The organism is Rhodococcus sp. Z6_132, assembly GCF_058133635.1.
The window spans coordinates 1,085,535-1,098,780 of sequence record NZ_JBYUNP010000001.1 but is presented as its reverse complement, the minus strand read 5'-3'; the positions used below and the strand labels follow the sequence as shown (position 1 = coordinate 1,098,780).

Here is a 13,246-nt window from a genome sequence, read left to right as displayed (position 1 = left end):
GGCCCCCGCTCAGGGCAGTGGCTCCAGCCCGGCCTCGGCCAGGTCGGCGGCCACCCGCGACGCGTCGGGGACCTCCACGCTCAGCAGCACCTCGCGCAGCGCCTTCGCCGCCGGGGCCGGCACGGCGCGCACCCGGGCGGCGTCCGGCGCCCGCCAGGCGGTGCGCACGTCGTCGCCGCGCAGCGCGGCCACCGTGGCGGCCAGCACTCGCAGCACCCCGGCGGCGTCGTCGGCCCGGGCGATGAAGCCCACCGGGCTGTGGGCCAGGACGGCGAGGAAGTCGGCCACCGTGGCCGGGTCGGCGTCGGCGTCCAGCTGCGGGTGGTGCCCGGCCGCCTCCACCCGGTGCACGTCCGTCAGCGCGCTCACCCGCACGGCGCGGGGGCTGGGCAGGTCCACGGCGAGGGCGTCGGCCACCTGCTCCGGCGGTGGGCGCAGGGTGTAGCGGACGGCGGTGTGCTCGGGCAGCCCGGCGGGGTCGACGTCGAGCTCCACCACCACCGGTCCGGCGGCCGGGGCGCCGCCGTCAGCGCCTGGGCGGTTCAGCCGGGAGGCGAGCACCACCGGGTGGGCGTGCAGGGGCCCCGCCAGGCGTCGACCGGCGCGGTCGTCCAGCAGCCGGGCCAGCAGCGGATCGCCCGCGCGCGGCTCCGGGACGCCGAGGGTGAGGAAAGTGGCCACCCTGCGACGGTAGCCAGTCCGCACCACCGGCGTGCGCGCGGCTAACGTCGCAGCCGTGACCAGTGCCTGGCTGCGGCCCCCGCCCCCGGTCGCGACGGTGGTGGCCGGCCGCGAGCGTCGGGTGCTGCACTGGGAGATCGCCCTGGTGCTGCTGGTGACGCTGGGCATGTCCGGGCTGCGCAGCCTGGTGTCGCTGCTGGACTCCCTGGCTGCCCCGACCCCGCTGTCCGACCAGAGCGTGGCCATCAACGTGCCGCAGGCCTCGGCCGACCTGCTCGACCTGGCCGGCCAGCTGCTCAGCATCCTGCGCCTGACCGCGTGGGGTGGGCTCGGCATCTTCCTGCTCTGGCGCGGCGGGCTCGCGCTGCGTGCGGTGGGCCTGGACCGCAGCGCACCGCGGCGCGACCTGCTGTCGGGCGCCGGTCTGGCCGCCCTCATCGGCATTCCCGGGCTGGGCTTCTACCTGGTGACCCGCGCCATCGGCATCAACCTCACCGTGGTCCCCACCGAGCTGGGCGACACCTGGTGGCGGGTTCCGGTGCTGGTGGGCGCGGCCATGGCCAACGCCTGGGCGGAGGAGGCCCTGGTGGTGGCCTACCTGATCACCCGGCTGCGCCAGCTGGGCTGGAGCGAGAACCGCTCCCTGCTGGCCTCGGCGCTGCTGCGCGGCAGCTACCACCTCTACCAGGGCTTCGGCGGCTTCCTGGGCAACGTGGTGCTGGGCCTGGTGTTCGGCCGGGTCTGGCAGCGCACCCACCGCCTGTGGGCGCTGGTGGTCGGCCACGCCCTCATCGACGTGGTGGCCTTCGTCGGGTACGCCCTGCTCGCCCCACACGTGGGGTGGCTGTGAGCAGCACCGTGGGCCCGGTGGACACCGAGGTGGGACGGCTGCGCAGCGTGCTGCTGCACCGCCCCGGCCCCGAGCTCACCCGGTTGACGCCCCGCAACACCGACCAGCTGCTCTTCGACGGCCTGCCCTGGGTGGAGCGGGCGCAGCAGGAGCACGACGCCTTCGCCGACCTGCTGCGTGGACGCGGGGTGGAGGTGCTGCTGCTGGCCCAGCTGCTCACCGAGACCCTCACCGGCACGGACGCGCGCATCCGGGGCATCTCTGAGGCCGTGGACGCCCGTCGGCTGGGCACCGGGCTCGCCGAGGCGCTGAGCGAGCACCTGCACCAGCTAGACGCCGCCGAGCTGGCCGGGGTGCTCATGGCCGGGCTGACCTTCGACGAGCTGCCGGTCAGCCGGGCCGCCGCCGGCACGTCGCTGGTGCACCGCATGCACCACGGCAGCGACTTCCTCCTCGCTCCGCTGCCCAACCTGCTGTTCACCCGCGACCCGTCGTTCTGGGTGGGTGAGCGGGTGGCGATCAGCGCGCTGGCCCTGCCCGCCCGGTCGCGGGAGACCGCACTGACCGACCTGGTGTACTGCCACCACCCGCGCTTCGCCGGCTCCGCCCGGGCCTACGGCCACGCCTCGGCGCCGGTGGAGGGCGGCGACGTGCTGCTGCTGGCGCCCGGTGTGCTGGCCATCGGTGTCGGGGAGCGCACCACCCCCGCCGGGGCGGAGGCGGTGGCGCGCAGCGCGTTCAGCGACGGGGTGGCGCACACCGTGCTGGCGGTGCCCATCGCCCAGCAGCGGGCCACCATGCACCTGGACACCGTCTGCACCATGGTCGACCGGGACGCCATGGTGATGTACTCCGCCGTGGTGGACAGCCTCACCGCGTACACGATCCGGCCGGGCCACGACGGGGACCCGGGAGCGGGAACCGTGCTGGTGGGTGGACCGACTCCCTTCCGCAGCGCCGCGGCTGCGGCCATGGGCATCGACCGGTTGCGCGTGATCGACACCGGCAGCGACCCGGTGACCGCCGAGCGTGAGCAGTGGGACGACGGCAACAACACCCTGGCGCTGGAGCCCGGGGTGGTCATCTCCTACGAGCGCAACGTGCGCACCAACGCCCGGCTGAGCGAGGCCGGCGTGGAGGTGCTGCCCATCGCCGGCTCCGAGCTCGGCTCCGGCCGGGGCGGACCCCGCTGCATGTCCTGCCCGCTGGTGCGCGACCCGCTGCCGGGCTGAGACGCGGCGCACCGGCGCGGGGTGCTTCACGGCCGGACCGGCACCCCCCTGCGTATCGTCGCTGTGCATGGATGGCTGGAATGCGGGCAGAAGTCCGTCGCGAGGTGGTGGCGACGAGCCGACCAGGGCCATGCCACAGGCCCCCCGGGAACGTCCCCGCGCGTGGTCGCAGGTGCCCCCGCAGCCTGGTGCCGGCGCGCGGTCCGACCAGCAGTATCCGCCCACCCGCGTCGGACGGCCCTACGCCGACCAGCCCTACCGTGACCAGCCCCCGGCACAGCCACGCTCCGGGGAGCCGCCCCAGCGCCCGGCCGACCCCCGCCGAGTGGGCTCTGCCCCGCCACGACCCCGACGCCGTCGCCCCCGCTGGGGCCGCCGCATCGGGGTGGTGGCGCTGGTGCTGGTGCTGCTGTTCGTCGGGTTCTTCTTCTACCTCGACTCCAGCCTCAAGCGCACCGAGGCACTGGAGGACTACCCGGGCCGCGTCGCCGACACGCCGGGCACCAACTGGCTGCTCGTCGGCTCGGACAGCCGGGTGGGCCTCACCCCGGACCAGGAGCAGGCGCTGAACACCGGCAGCGAGTCCGACGCCGGCGGCTCGCGCACCGACACGATCATGCTGCTGCACATCCCGGAGGGCAGCGACAGCCCGACGCTCGTCTCCATCCCGCGCGACTCCGAGCTCACCATCCCCGGCCACGGCAGGGACAAGGTGAACGCCGCGTTCGCGATCGGGGGTGCGCCGCTGCTGGCGCAGACCGTCGAGGTGGCCACCAAGGTGCGCATCGACCACTACGCGGAGATCGGCTTCGGCGGCTTCGCCAACCTCGTCGACGCCGTCGGCGGGGTGAACATGTGCATCGACCCGCCCGGCATGAACGACCCGTTCTCCGGAGCCCGGTTCGAGCCCGGCTGCCAGGACCTCACCGGCGCCCAGGCACTGGCCTACGTCCGCAACCGGCACGACTACCCCGACGCCGACGTCACCCGGGTGGCCCACCAGCGGGAGTTCCTCTCCGCGCTGATGGGCAAGGCCTCCAGCGTGGGCACGCTGCTCAACCCGTTCCGGGTGTTCCCGCTGGTCACCAACGGGGTCAGCTCGTTCACCGTGGACGACGGCGACCACCTGTGGCACCTGGCCGCGATGGGCTGGGCCATGCGCGGCGGAATGGTCACCACCACCGTGCCGTTCGACGGCGGGTCGCGGTGGACCTCCGACGCCCCCCGGTTCTGGGCCGCGATCGCCGCGGACGAGCCGGTGCCGAGCGAGCTGCTGACCAAGCCCAGGTAGGCCCGGGCAGCAGCTCGCCGCGGCGTGCGGAAGCTCTAGCGGATGGTGATCTGGCGGGTGCGCAGCCCGTCCCGGGAGCGACGCTGCTCCGCAGTGAGCGGGGCGTCCACGGCCAGTGCCTCGTCCAGGGCCCGGCCCAGCTCGGTGGTGGCCTCAGCCCACTCCTGGGCGTGCTTCTCCCGGTCGAGGTCGAACACCGGCACCAGCAGCCCGTGGGCGCGGAAGGACCCGGCGTAGCGGGAGCCCTCACCGAGGGTGAGCCGGCCCTCGGCGTGCACCCGGGCCAGCGCCAGCATCAGCGCGTCCTCGTCCTCGGGGCGGACCCAGCGCAGGTGCGCCTTCTCGCCGGCGTCCACCCACCAGGCGCTGCGCACGCCGTCAGCCTGCAGCAGCGCGGTGGGCAGGATGGCGTCGTTGGCCCGCTCCAGGCTCAGCGTCACCTCGTCGGTGGGCGTCTGCCCCTCGGGCAGCCACCAGCCGAAGTCGTCGTGCACGGTGATGTCCAGCTCCGCGGTGGGGTCGAGCAGCTCCTGCGCCCGGGGGGCGTGCTCACCGGTGCCGTCCACCATCTGCAGCACCTCGCCGGCCGTGGCCTGGCGCGACCAGGCGATCGCCCCACCCAGGTCACGGCTGATGTCGTCAGACCGGGTCTGCACCTGCAGGCCGACGATGCCGGTCTCCGGCGGCGTGCCGCCCTCGCCACCGGCGCGCACCAGCGCGGCCGAGGCCATCGGCAGCACCGTGCCCAGCAGCACCGGGCGGCCCGACTCGGCCAGCGTCAGCTGCGCGGTGGCGGACGGGACGAACTCCCGCAGCGCCACCAGGTCGCACTCGGCGGCCAGGCCCTCGTAGGGCCGGGAGACCACTACCGGGCGAGGGGCCTTCTCGGTACGGGTGCGCCCTGCTCGGGGCCCCGCCTTGCGTCCACTCTTCTTAGCCACAGGCTCAACCTACAGAGGCCGCACCGGCCCGTCCCCGGCCGCTGTGGTGGTCGGCGGCCGCCTCAGGTGAGCCAGCCCCGCATGGCCTGCGGGTGGTTGGTGGCGATCCAGCCCACGCCCAGCTCCTGGCAGAACGCGGCCTCCTCGGCGGAGTCCACCGTCCAGGTGTAGGTGGCGCGGCCCTGCTCGGCGGCGCGCAGCACCAGGCCGGGGTCGGCGCGCAGCAGGTTGATGCCGGGGCCGACGGCGGTGGCCCCCACCGCGGCCACCGTCAGCGGGGCGAGCGCAGCGGCGGTGCGCCCCAGCAGCACGGTGGGCAGCATGGGCGCCGAGCGCCGCACCCGCCAGACCGCGCTCGGGGAGAAGCTCATCACCACCGCGCGGGCGTGCGCGGCCGAGGGGGGCGACGCCAGGCCGTAGCGGCGCAGCTCCGCCAGCAGCTTGGCCTCCACCAGCCCGCCGTAGCGCACCGGGTGCTTGGTCTCGATGAACAGCCGGGCCGGGCGCGCGTAGTCCGTCACCAGCTCCAGCAGCTGGGCCAGCGTGAGCATGCTGGGAACCGTGTCGGTCTCCTCGGTCTGCGCATCAGCCTCGCCCCGCTCGCCGGCGTCGAGGTCGAGGAGGTCGGCGCGGTGCGAGCCCTCACCCACCAGCTCGTCGGCGCTCTCCGGTACCGGGTCGTGCCAGCTGGTGAAGTCCAGCGCCGCGAGGCCCTCCAGGGTCATCTGGCTCACCACGCCCCGGCCGGTGGAGGTGCGGTCCACCCGGCGGTCGTGCACGCAGACCAGGTGCCCGTCGCGGGTCAGGCGAACGTCGCACTCCAGGGCGTCGGCGCCGTGCTCCAGGGCCAGCTCGTAGGCCTGCAGGGTGTGCTCGGCGCGCACCGCCGACGCCCCTCGGTGCGCCACCACCAGCGGGGTGCGACGCCGGCCGGAGTCCCCGCTCACCACAGGTCGCTGCCCGGGAAGGTCGCTGCTCATGAACCGGTGGCGGCCAGCGCAGGTTCGGTGTCGGTCCGGGCGCCCGGCGCGGGTGCCTCGGTGCGCGGCGCGACGGCCGCACTCGGTGCTGTGGCCACGGCCGGAGCTGCTTCGACGGGGACCGAGGCCACCCAGCGGGTGCGCCGCCGCCGGCGGGAGCCCGCGGCTGGGTCCAGCGCCGCGGTGTGCTCGCGCAGCAGCCGCAGCGTCAGCACCACCACGGCGGCAGCCACCACGTCCGACAGCGCCACCAGCAGCACTCCGTCGGCCTGGGCCTGCACGCTGTCGCGCAGCCGCCACAACCACGCCCCGGCGGCCAGCGCCACCGACAGCACCCACCCGGCCCACCACCAGCGCAGCCGTCGGGACGGCCGCGGGCCGTGGCTGTCCGGGTCGATGTCGCGCTCCAGCTCGGTGAGCAGCACGCCGGGGGCCACCAGGTTCCAGCCGGGCACGAAGATGCCCAGGGCGATGCTGCGGGCGCTGCGCGCATCGCGGCGGCCGATCCGCTCGGCCGCCGCCGCCCGGGCGCGCACCAGCCACACCGTGCAGACGACCATGGCGAACAGGACGGTGAGCACTGACAGCACGCCGGTGGTGATCACCGCGGCGTCGGAGATGGCCACGGTGGTGGCGCCCAGCAGCTCGGACCGGCTGCGCAGCAGCAGCAGGTAGCGCCACAGCTCGGCCGCCGCGGCCAGCGCCAGCACCACTGCGGCGCCGGTCAGCAGGGCACCGGCGGTGTCGGCCAGTGCAGCCATCCGCTGGCGGGCAGTGGGCGGGCGCGGCACGCTCACCCGCGGCACCGGGGTGTGCGGCATCCCCCAGCGGGGGACGTGCTGGTAGCGGGGGGTGGGGCCGAGCTCGCGGCGCAGCACCACGCGCTCCACCACCCTCGGCGGGGGCTTGGCCACCCACCGCAGCGCCACCGGCGGGGTGGTGGTGGGCGCCGACAGCACGCCGCCACACCGCGGGCACCACTGCATGGGCCGTCCCCGCAGGGGCAGCGCGGCGGCACACCGGTGACAGAACTGCTGCATCAGATCACGGTGGGCTCAGCGCCGGTCTCGCTCACCAGCGGGCGACCGGCGGCCTGCCAGTCCAGCATGCCGCCCTCGACGTTGGTGGCCTGGCGGCCGGCCTGCTGCAGGTAGGCCACCACGCGAGCGGAGCGGCCACCGGCCTTGCAGACCACCTGCAGGTCGGCGTCGGCGGGCAGCTCGTCCAGCCGAGCCGGGATGTCGGCCATCGGCACGTGCACCGCCTCGGGGGCGTGCCCGGCGGCCCACTCGTCGTCCTCGCGGACGTCCAGCAGGACGACCCCCTCGGGCAGCTCGGCGGGAAGATCGGCAACGGTGGTGCTCGGCAGGTCGGTCACCGCTTCATGCTGCCACGCCGGCCCTGCGCGGGCACACGCCCTCGTCCCCGCCCCGGTCCGCGGGGCCGTCGCTACAGGCCGAAGCGGGCCCAGGCGGCGCGCTGCTCCACCGCGCCCACGAGCTCCCCGGCCAGGGCCGCCGCCAGCCCCGCACCGGACAGGGCCCCGCCGAGCACGGCCTCCGCACCGCCACCGGGCAGCCCCAGCCGGGCGGCCAGCGACTTCTTGGCGTGCATGGTGCGCACCGTCGCCCTGGGGTACCGCTCGGCGAGCACCTCGCGCATCACGCCCACCTGGTCGGCCAGGCCCATCTGCACCGCCCGACGGCCGATCCACACGTCGCCGGTGAACAGCTCGTCGTCGGTGCCCACCAGCTTGTCGCCGCGCCGCTCGCGCACCCAGGCGCCGAACTCGCGGTGGATGTCGGCCTGCATGCTCAGCAGCCACTGCACGTCCTCCTCCTTCTCCGGGGAGAAGGGGTCCAGACGGGCCTTGTTCGACCCTGCGGTGTGCAGCCGGCGGTCCACGCCGAGCTTGTCGATCAGGCCCTCCATGCCGAAGCCGGCGCTGACCACCCCGATGCTGCCGACCATGGAGGTGGGCGTGGTGATGATCTCGTCGGCGGCGCAGGCCAACCAGTAGCCACCAGAGGCGGCGACGTCCTCGCAGAACGCCAGGACGGGCACGTCGTGCTCGGCCGCCAGCTGGCGGATGCGGCTGCCGATGAGCTGGCTCTGCGTGGGCGAGCCACCAGGGGAGTTGATGGCCAGCGCCACCGCCTGCACCCCGTCGGCGGTGAAGGCCCGCTTGAGCGCGGCCTCCACGTTGTCGGCGTTCAGCTGCTGGCGGCCCAGCCCGGCCGCTCCGGCGGCGATCACGCCGTGCAGGCGCACCACCGACACCACCGGCGCGTGCTCGCCGGTGAGCCGGGCGGGCAACCGGTCGCTGAGCGGCTTGGGCACGGCAACACTCCAGCTCGTCATGGGAGTCAGGATACGGAGCGCCCGTGCCGCACAGGCTCAGTCGTAGCTGATGTCCTCGCCGTCCACGGGCTCGTCCGGCACCACCACGTCGTCCACCGTCTCGTCGAGCTCCTCGGGCTCCAGCGCCGCGGCCGGGCGGTCGAGCTGCTCGATCGGCTCGATGTCGGGCACCTCCTCGGCCAGGCGCTCGTCCAGGGTCTCGCCCTCGCGCTCCTCAGCGGCGGTGGTGCCGACGCGGTCGGCGCCCAGCCAGTCCTCGGTCGTCTCCGCGATGGTGGTGTCCGACACCGGGTCACCGATCTCGTCGGGGTCCAGGCTCACGCTCGGCTCGAGCATGTCCTCGTTCATTGCGTTGTCGTCTCCAGCCATGCCGTCAAGCCTGCCACGGACCCGGAGACGGCACCGACGGGTGGGTGGAGTCAGCGCAGCAGGCGCGACATCCTGCGGTCGGCCAGCGGCTTGCCCCCGGTCTGGCAGGTGGGGCAGTACTGGAAGGAGCGCTCGGCGTAGGAGACCTCCCGCACGGTGTCCCCGCACACCGGGCAGGCCAGTCCGGTGCGGGCGTGCACCTGCAGGCCGGAGCGCTTCTCCCCCTTCAGCCGGGCCGCGTCCTGGCCCACCGAGCGCTGCACCGCGTCGGTGAGCACCGTCTGCATCGCGGCGTGCAGGCGGGCCACCTCGTCGTCGGTGAGCCGGGCGGCGGTGGCGAACGGCGACAGCCGCGCCACGTGCAGGATCTCGTCGGAGTAGGCGTTGCCGATGCCGGCCAGCCACGACTGGTTGACGACCAGCGTCTTCAACCGCTCCCGGTGCCCGGCCAGCAGCGGCGCCAGCTCGTCCACGGAGACGCTGAGCGCGTCCGGCCCGAGCTTGGCCACCCCCGGCACCTCGCTCGGATCGGCCACCACCCACACCGCGAGCCGCTTCTGCGTGCCTGCCTCGGTGAGGTCGAAGCCGGGGGCACCCGGCGGCTCGCCCAGGTGCACCCGCAGCGCGAGCGGGCCCTTGCCCGGCTTGGGCGGGGTGGCGCTGAGGGAGTCCGCCCACCGCAGCCAGCCGGCGCGGGACAGGTGCACCACCAGGTGCAGCCCGTCGCAGTCCAGGTCGAGGTGCTTGCCGTGGCGGGTCGCTCCGGTCACGGTCCGTCCCACCAGGGCGCTCACCGGTGGGTCGAAGGTCTTGAGCACGGTGAGGGCGGCGACGTCCACCCGACCGATGACCGCGCCGACGGCGTGCTCGCGCAGGTGGTGGGCCAGCGCTTCTACCTCGGGCAGCTCAGGCACGGACCCAGTGTGCCGCCGCGGGCAGCGGTTGGCCAGAGCAAGCGCTACTGGTGGGTGCTCCCGCTGGTGGTGCCCGGATCCTTCGGCTCGTTGCCGCCCGGGGTGTACTCCGACAGGTTGGGGTTCGAGGACTTCTCGATCGGCTCCGTGCGGGGCTGGTAGGTGGGTCCCACGTGCGCCTCGGTGCGGATCCGGTCCTGCATGTGCGGGTAGTGCAGCTCGAAGGCGGGACGCTCCGACCGGATGCGGGGCAGCTCGGTGAAGTTGTGCCGCGGCGGGGGACAGGTGGTGGCCCACTCCAGGGAGTTGCCGCCGCCCCACGGGTCGTCGACGTCGACCGCCTTGCCGTAGCGATAGCTGACGAAGACGTTCCACAGGAACGGCAGCGTGGAGGCGCCGAGGACGAACGCCCCGATGGTGGACACCGTGTTCAGCGTGGTGAAGCCGTCGGAGGGCAGGTAGTCGGCGTAGCGGCGCGGCATGCCCTCGTTGCCCAGCCAGTGCTGCACCAGGAACGTCAGGTGGAAGCCGATGAAGGTCAGCCAGAAGTGGAGCTTGCCCAGCTTCTCGTCCAGCATCCGGCCGGTCATCTTGGGAAACCAGTAGTAGATGCCGGCGTACGTGGCAAAGACGATGGTGCCGAAGAGCACGTAGTGGAAGTGCGCCACCACGAAGTAGCTGTCAGTCACGTGGAAGTCGATCGGCGGGGCGGCCAGCAACACCCCGGTGAGGCCACCCAGCAGGAAGGTCACCAGGAAGCCGATCGCGAACAGCATGGGTGACTCGAAGGTGATCTGGCCCTTCCACACGGTGCCGATCCAGTTGAAGAACTTCACGCCGGTGGGCACGGCGATGAGGAAGGTGGTGAAGGCGAAGAACGGCAGCAGCACCGCGCCGGTGGCGTACATGTGGTGCGCCCACACCGCGGCCGAGAGGGCCCCGATGGCCAGAGTGGCGAAGATGAGCCCCTTGTAGCCGAAGATCGGCTTGCGGGAGAACACCGGGAAGATCTCGCTCACGATGCCGAAGAACGGCAGCGCCACGATGTAGACCTCAGGATGACCGAAGAACCAGAACAGGTGCTGCCACAAGATCGCCCCACCGTTGGCGGGGTCGAAGATGCGCGAACCGAGGTTTCGGTCGCTCGCCAGCGCCAGCAGCGCGGCGGTGAGGATGGGAAACGCCAACAGGATCAGCACCGACGTGATGAGGATGTTCCAGGTGAAGATCGGCATCCGGAACATCGTCATGCCGGGGGCGCGCAGGCAGACCACGGTGGTGATCATGTTGACCGCACCGAGGATGGTGCCCAGGCCGGCGATGGCCAGACCCATGATCCACAGGTCGGCGCCGGCACCCGGCGAGCTCTCCACCGACGACAGTGGCGTGTAGGCCGTCCAGCCGTAGTCAGCGGCACCGCCAGGGGTGATGAACCCACCCAGGGTGATCAGTCCACCGAACAGGAACAGCCAGTACGAGAAGGCGTTCAACCGCGGGAACGCCACGTCCGGCGAGCCGATCTGCAGCGGCACGATGTAGTTGGCAAAGCCGAACACCACCGGAGTGGCGTACAGCAGCAACATGATCGTGCCGTGCATGGTGAACAGCTGGTTGTACTGCTCGTAGGAGAGGAACTGCATCCCCGGCCGGGCCAGCTCGGCCCGCATGAACAGGGCCATGGCCCCGCCGACCATGAAGAACGCGAACGCCGTGACCAGGTACATCAGCCCGATCGTCTTGGGATCGGTGGTGCTGAAGTACTTGACGATGGCGCTGCCCTTGGGCGCCACCCGGGCCGGGTAGGGGCGGGTGACGACCGGCCGCGGGGCGACCTCGGTCATGACTGCTCGGGCATGGTCGGACGGACCGCCCTAGCGGCGGCTGCACCCACGACACACTGCATCGGCCCTCCAAGGAGGCTCGCACGGCGACAGGCACCCCAAGGTAGCCCCGTCGCCGTGCGCCGGCCATCCGAAAAGACGGCCCGATCAGCGGTTACACCGCGCCGAGACCCACCGGGCAGGACACCCCGGTCCCGCCGATCCCGCAGTAGCCGTTGGGGTTCTTGGCCAGGTACTGCTGGTGGTAGTCCTCGGCGTAGTAGAAGCCGCCACCCCCAGCCTCGGTCAGCAGCGCTGTCTCGGTGGTGATCTCGCCGTAGCCCGCCTTGGCCAGCTCAGCCTGGTAGGACTCCTGGGACTTGCGGGCGGCTTGCAGCTGCGCCTCGTCCATGGCGTAGATGGCGGAGCGGTACTGGGTGCCGCGGTCGTTGCCCTGACGCATGCCCTGCGTGGGGTCGTGGTTCTCCCAGAACACCCGCAGCAGCTGCTCGTAGCTGATCTGGGCCGGGTCGAAGACGATCAGCACCGACTCGGCGTGCCCGGTGCGCCCGGTACAGGTCTCCTCGTAGGTGGGGTTGGGGGTGTGGCCACCGGCGTAGCCGACGGCGGTGGTGTACACCCCGTCCAGCTCCCAGAAGACGCGCTCGGCACCCCAGAAGCAGCCCATCGCCACCACGGCGGTGGCCATGCCGTCGGGAAACGGCGGGTGCAGCGGGCGGCCGTTGACGTAGTGCGTCTCGCCGGCGCGCACCGGCGTGTCCCGCCCGGGCAGCGCGTCACCGGGGGCGATCACGGTGGATGGGGACCCGAACATGCTGTCGAACCAGGACATTGCGACACCCTACGTCGATCGGACGGCAGGTCGTCGACGATCTGCGCCTGCCGGCACGGTTGTGCGTGCACAATGTCAACAGTCCACGACGGGGCTGCTATTCCGTGCCTGCACAGCCACGCACCAGACCTGCACCCCGCCCGAAGCACGACAAGCCCCTGCACCGCGACGCGCATGCACGGCAGAAGGAGGCACAGTGGCGCTGCACGACGAGCTGAGCAGGCTCGACTCCGAGGTCGCCGCCGGCCGCATCTCCACCGAGCAGTTCCGCCAGCAGCGCGACCTGCTGCTCGCCGCCGCGGGCAGCGGACCGGCCTCGGGCGGCCCCTTCCCGCCGCCGTTCCAGTGGCCCGACGGTGCCGGCACCCCTGCCGCCGGCGGTGTGGGTGCTGGTGCCACCGCTGAGGACCGCACCCAGGTGGTGCGCCGGCCGGCACCCGCCGCGAGCACCCCCGCCGAGGCGGACACCAGCGACCGCACCCAGGTGGTCCCCCGCCGCGGCCCCACCGCCAGCAGCACGCCCGCCGAGGACCGCACCCAGGTGGTGCGTCGGCCCGCCGGTGCGACGGCACCGACCGCCCGGGCCGCTGCCGGACCGGGGGCCCGTCCAGGTTCGGCAGCGCCCACCGGCGACGCCGACCGCACCCAGATGGTCCGTTCCGCACCGTCGGGCTACTCCACCGTCGGCGCTCCCCCGTGGGCCCGCGGCGGCGTCGGTCCCCAGCGCGGACCGAGCGGCTCCAGCACGGCCGGCGCGGAGGGCAACCTGCCGCCGTGGACACTGGGGCAGCAGCCGCAGGCCGCACCGCAGCGCGTGGGCGCCCACAGCGACGCAGCCCCATTCGCCGGGCCCGCCTCCCCCAGCCGGCGCTGGCTGGTGCCGGTGGCGGTGCTGGTGGTGCTCGCCATCGTTCTGGCCCTCTGCCTGGTGCTCTTCCTCTGACCGCGCTCCCC

Annotated in this window: 14 protein-coding genes; 4 read left to right on the top strand and 10 right to left on the bottom strand. The window is 73.3% G+C overall.

Going from position 1 to position 13,246, the window contains the following annotated elements; genetic code table 11:
- Positions 1 to 9: 9 nt before the first annotated feature.
- The gene (locus tag AC3YO9_RS05145; RefSeq protein ID WP_489982343.1) at positions 10 to 681 is read right to left on the bottom strand and encodes a hypothetical protein; all 672 of its coding nucleotides are present in this window, start codon (positions 679 to 681) and stop codon (positions 10 to 12) included.
- A gap of 55 nt (positions 682 to 736) precedes the next feature.
- Between AC3YO9_RS05145 and AC3YO9_RS05140 the strand changes: the two genes are divergently transcribed.
- The 3 genes from AC3YO9_RS05140 to AC3YO9_RS05130 all read left to right on the top strand — a co-directional run bounded on the left by AC3YO9_RS05140 (position 737) and on the right by AC3YO9_RS05130 (position 4,054).
- Positions 737 to 1,531, top strand: a complete 795-nt coding sequence (locus AC3YO9_RS05140) for a CPBP family intramembrane glutamic endopeptidase (RefSeq protein ID WP_489982342.1) — start codon at positions 737 to 739, stop codon at positions 1,529 to 1,531.
- Positions 1,528 to 2,763, top strand: coding sequence for an arginine deiminase (locus AC3YO9_RS05135; protein ID WP_127781655.1), 1,236 nt, complete (start codon positions 1,528 to 1,530; stop codon positions 2,761 to 2,763). The genes AC3YO9_RS05140 and AC3YO9_RS05135 overlap by 4 nt, the downstream gene beginning before the upstream one ends.
- A 172-nt stretch (positions 2,764 to 2,935) precedes the next feature.
- Positions 2,936 to 4,054, top strand: a complete 1,119-nt coding sequence (locus AC3YO9_RS05130; RefSeq protein ID WP_489982341.1) for an LCP family protein — start codon at positions 2,936 to 2,938, stop codon at positions 4,052 to 4,054.
- A gap of 35 nt (positions 4,055 to 4,089) precedes the next feature.
- Here the strand turns inward: AC3YO9_RS05130 and AC3YO9_RS05125 are convergent, their stop codons facing one another.
- The 9 genes from AC3YO9_RS05125 to msrA all read right to left on the bottom strand — a co-directional run bounded on the left by AC3YO9_RS05125 (position 4,090) and on the right by msrA (position 12,292).
- Positions 4,090 to 4,995 carry a DUF5926 family protein gene (locus AC3YO9_RS05125; protein WP_489982340.1) on the bottom strand — a complete coding sequence of 302 codons (906 nt, stop codon included), beginning with the start codon at positions 4,993 to 4,995 and terminating at the stop codon, positions 4,090 to 4,092.
- A 62-nt stretch (positions 4,996 to 5,057) separates the two neighbouring features.
- Complete coding sequence (locus AC3YO9_RS05120) at positions 5,058 to 5,975, bottom strand: glycerophosphodiester phosphodiesterase family protein (RefSeq protein WP_127781652.1); 918 nt, start codon at positions 5,973 to 5,975, stop codon at positions 5,058 to 5,060.
- Positions 5,972 to 7,015 (bottom strand): DUF4328 domain-containing protein, encoded by a 1,044-nt coding sequence (locus AC3YO9_RS05115; RefSeq protein WP_489982339.1) that lies wholly within the window; start codon positions 7,013 to 7,015, stop codon positions 5,972 to 5,974. The genes AC3YO9_RS05120 and AC3YO9_RS05115 overlap by 4 nt, the downstream gene beginning before the upstream one ends.
- Positions 7,015 to 7,353, bottom strand: a complete 339-nt coding sequence (locus AC3YO9_RS05110; RefSeq protein WP_127781650.1) for a rhodanese-like domain-containing protein — start codon at positions 7,351 to 7,353, stop codon at positions 7,015 to 7,017. The genes AC3YO9_RS05115 and AC3YO9_RS05110 overlap by 1 nt, the downstream gene beginning before the upstream one ends.
- 71 nt (positions 7,354 to 7,424) lie before the next feature.
- A complete protein-coding gene (locus AC3YO9_RS05105; protein ID WP_489982338.1) occupies positions 7,425 to 8,336 on the bottom strand; it encodes a S49 family peptidase in 912 nt (303 codons plus the stop codon).
- A gap of 36 nt (positions 8,337 to 8,372) precedes the next feature.
- Positions 8,373 to 8,705 carry a hypothetical protein gene (locus AC3YO9_RS05100; protein ID WP_127781648.1) on the bottom strand — a complete coding sequence of 111 codons (333 nt, stop codon included), beginning with the start codon at positions 8,703 to 8,705 and terminating at the stop codon, positions 8,373 to 8,375.
- Between the two features lie 50 nt (positions 8,706 to 8,755).
- The gene (locus tag AC3YO9_RS05095; protein WP_489982337.1) at positions 8,756 to 9,619 is read right to left on the bottom strand and encodes an Fpg/Nei family DNA glycosylase; all 864 of its coding nucleotides are present in this window, start codon (positions 9,617 to 9,619) and stop codon (positions 8,756 to 8,758) included.
- Between the two features lie 44 nt (positions 9,620 to 9,663).
- Complete coding sequence (gene ctaD, locus AC3YO9_RS05090) at positions 9,664 to 11,460, bottom strand: aa3-type cytochrome oxidase subunit I (protein ID WP_489982336.1); 1,797 nt, start codon at positions 11,458 to 11,460, stop codon at positions 9,664 to 9,666.
- 154 nt (positions 11,461 to 11,614) lie between these two features.
- Positions 11,615 to 12,292, bottom strand: a complete 678-nt coding sequence (gene msrA / locus AC3YO9_RS05085) for a peptide-methionine (S)-S-oxide reductase MsrA (RefSeq protein ID WP_127781645.1) — start codon at positions 12,290 to 12,292, stop codon at positions 11,615 to 11,617.
- 196 nt (positions 12,293 to 12,488) lie between these two features.
- Here msrA and AC3YO9_RS05080 point away from each other — a divergent pair, with 196 nt between their 5' ends.
- Positions 12,489 to 13,235: a hypothetical protein gene (locus AC3YO9_RS05080; protein ID WP_489982335.1), complete on the top strand. Its 747-nt coding sequence runs from the start codon at positions 12,489 to 12,491 to the stop codon at positions 13,233 to 13,235.
- Positions 13,236 to 13,246 lie beyond the last annotated feature (11 nt).

Bases quoted from the DNA above. Each gene is read 5' to 3' on its own strand.
- AC3YO9_RS05100 (WP_127781648.1), bottom strand. From the start codon at position 8,705: ATGGCTGGAGACGACAACGCAATGAACGAGGACATGCTCGAGCCGAGC.
- AC3YO9_RS05120 (WP_127781652.1), bottom strand. From the start codon at position 5,975: ATGAGCAGCGACCTTCCCGGGCAGCGACCTGTGGTGAGCGGGGACTCC.
- AC3YO9_RS05105 (WP_489982338.1), bottom strand. From the start codon at position 8,336: ATGACGAGCTGGAGTGTTGCCGTGCCCAAGCCGCTCAGCGACCGGTTG.
- msrA (WP_127781645.1), bottom strand. From the start codon at position 12,292: ATGTCCTGGTTCGACAGCATGTTCGGGTCCCCATCCACCGTGATCGCC.
- AC3YO9_RS05115 (WP_489982339.1), bottom strand. From the start codon at position 7,015: ATGCAGCAGTTCTGTCACCGGTGTGCCGCCGCGCTGCCCCTGCGGGGA.
- ctaD (WP_489982336.1), bottom strand. From the start codon at position 11,460: ATGACCGAGGTCGCCCCGCGGCCGGTCGTCACCCGCCCCTACCCGGCC.